The 2,236-nt window shown below is 33.6% G+C and carries 4 protein-coding genes; all 4 read left to right on the forward strand.

Translation table 11 applies throughout. The annotated features are described in order from the left end of the window. On the forward strand, nt 1-994 hold a 994-nt coding region (locus OA57_RS12525), incomplete at its 5' end, for a VENN motif pre-toxin domain-containing protein (RefSeq protein ID WP_084589940.1). 10 nt (nt 995-1,004) lie between these two features. After that, nucleotides 1,005-1,460 (forward strand): hypothetical protein, encoded by a 456-nt coding sequence (locus OA57_RS12030; RefSeq protein ID WP_034618215.1) that lies wholly within the window; start codon nt 1,005-1,007, stop codon nt 1,458-1,460. A 2-nt stretch (nt 1,461-1,462) separates the two neighbouring features. Beyond that, the gene (locus OA57_RS12035; RefSeq protein WP_152596760.1) at nt 1,463-1,816 is read left to right on the forward strand and encodes a hypothetical protein; all 354 of its coding nucleotides are present in this window, start codon (nt 1,463-1,465) and stop codon (nt 1,814-1,816) included. 279 nt (nt 1,817-2,095) lie between these two features. Further along, the coding region (locus tag OA57_RS12995) for a VENN motif pre-toxin domain-containing protein (protein WP_200883633.1) at nt 2,096-2,236 on the forward strand (141 nt) is incomplete at its 3' end.

Consider the following 2,236-nt stretch of genomic DNA (forward strand, 5'->3'; position numbering starts at 1 on the left):
AGCAAGTGGCGAACTTAGCGCCAAACTGCTGACCGAGCAGCTTTACGGCAAAGCAGCGCAAGACTTAAGTGCAGAAGAAAAAGAAACCAGCTCAAGCCTCAGTCAAGTTGTAGTGGCATTAAGTGCGGCAGCGATGGCGAACAACGGCACGGATGCTTATCAAGGGGCTGAAGTGGCGAAAAGTGCGGTTGAGAATAATGCGTTAATGAATATAGCCGTTAAAGGTTGCATGCATATTAATGCATGTAAAAAAGAGATTGCTAAAGAGCTGTTGGATCAGACGATTAAAGCAGGATTAATAACAGGTGTAGCAGATAAGATAATTAACAATATAGAAGCGGAAGATCTTGAGCATCTTGCTACATTATTGCTAATGGGGAATGATTTAGTTACATACAAGTATATGTATTATCTGAATGATAAATATGCTAAATCAGAAAAGTTGGCTCCTAATGATGTGCCTAAGTTAGAAGGATATCCAATCCCTGAGCCGAATAGACCGATTACGTTAACTACACCAATTGTGGAAAAAGGTAAAAATGATCATATTTTAGATACACCAATTCATAGTTCTGAAGGCAGTAATGTTTTACCCGGTTCAGAAGTTAATGTTGGGGATTGGAGGGATAATGTTTTAACAAGTATAAATAGATTGCCAGTACCTGAACCTAAAAAATCTATAATTAATGGAGAAACTTATACTTCAAATCCTAAGCATACATTGGGTGTTGGAGGTAGAAGTGATCCAAATGCTGGTATTGAGCCTAAAAATTCTTTTGATTTATTTGAAAGGTCAAAGTTGGTAGGTAAGCAACGGTTTACAATTGATATAGATGGCAGTATTCATAGGTTCATGAATGATAATACTAATAATGGGTGGCATTGGGCAGGATCTACATCAGATAAAAACAATCCATTAAAACTGAATAATAGAAAAAAATCAGAATTAAAAATTTTATACCCAGATCAAAGAAAAAATTTAAACTTAAGGTAGAGGGAGGACTATGAATAAACTAATAAATTCAACGAATGATTTTGGTTTTTTTTGGTCTGAAAATTATACTGTAAATAGACGGGTTTTTGGGGAAATAAGAATATTAATAGGAGAGGAATTATACCCTAGGGAAAGAAAAGGTGGATATACCTTACAAACAGTTTTTTCTAATTTAAAAGATTCATTTATTAATAAATATTATCCAGCAGGCATTTCAGAAAAACTGGAGCTAGGTGAAGAAAAGTTTGACATCCAAAAATGGGATTTATTAGAATTAAAAGATGTTTTTGAGATTGAGGTGACAGAGTTAGGGGGAGGACGAGATGAGTTGGTTTTGTGTATGGGATACTCAGGCAAATGGGAGAGATTATTTTATAGTTTTGATAATGGTTCTAATTTTCGTGAAATTAAATATCCAATAGGTACGGTAGAAAAAATAGTAAATTTGCTACCTAATTATTTATGATAATGAACACTAATTTTATTATTAGAAAAGCAAGAAGCATAGTTCAAAAAAATGAAATAACAGATTTTCCACTAAAATATTCTATTTATGAAAAAGAAATTTCAGCTGTTAGTTTTGAAAATTCAAATGAAACTATTGCTGAATCGGGGGCTAAGATGTTAAAAGAGATAATTGATACTTATTTCCCAAGTGATAATCATGTAGTGAATTTTTTTGCTAAACTATATCCTCAGCCAGATAATAGAATAGTTAGATATAGAGATTTTTGGGGACTGTCAAAGATTAAAAATATTAGTTCTATTCTTGATAAATATGAGGCACTTATCCAGGTTAAGCCAAAAAAATACTTCCTATAGGGGGAGGGCGTATAGATATAAATAATCAATCAGTCATCAGTGATTTATTTTCTAACTCTGATGAGCTGTATTTTTATATTACACCAACATATAACTCCGATTTGTTCTTTGAGAATTTAAACAATTTAATCAATAAAGTTATTAATAGTTATGGATTCGTATTTTTCTTTTTGGGAAATATACATGAGGATACTTGCGAATTGGTTGTTTTAGGAAAGGAGTCAATATTGTTTGATAAATTTAAAGTGTAATCTGTCTTGTGAAATAAGCTTCAGTATAATGACGGAGATCGTACGACTATTGGCGGAACAGCTTTACGGCAAAGCACCGCAAGACTTAAGTGCAGAAGAAAAAGAAACCATCTCAAGCCTCAGTCAAGTTGTAGGGGCGTTAAGTGCGGCAGCGATGGCGAACAACGGC

The sequence above is a fragment of the Chelonobacter oris genome, assembly GCF_000772535.1.
GTDB lineage: Bacteria > Pseudomonadota > Gammaproteobacteria > Enterobacterales > Pasteurellaceae > Chelonobacter > Chelonobacter oris.

Coding starts and splice junctions, on each gene's coding strand:
- OA57_RS12030 (WP_034618215.1), top strand. CDS start 1,005: ATGAATAAACTAATAAATTCAACGAATGATTTTGGTTTTTTTTGGTCT.
- OA57_RS12035 (WP_152596760.1), top strand. CDS start 1,463: ATGAACACTAATTTTATTATTAGAAAAGCAAGAAGCATAGTTCAAAAA.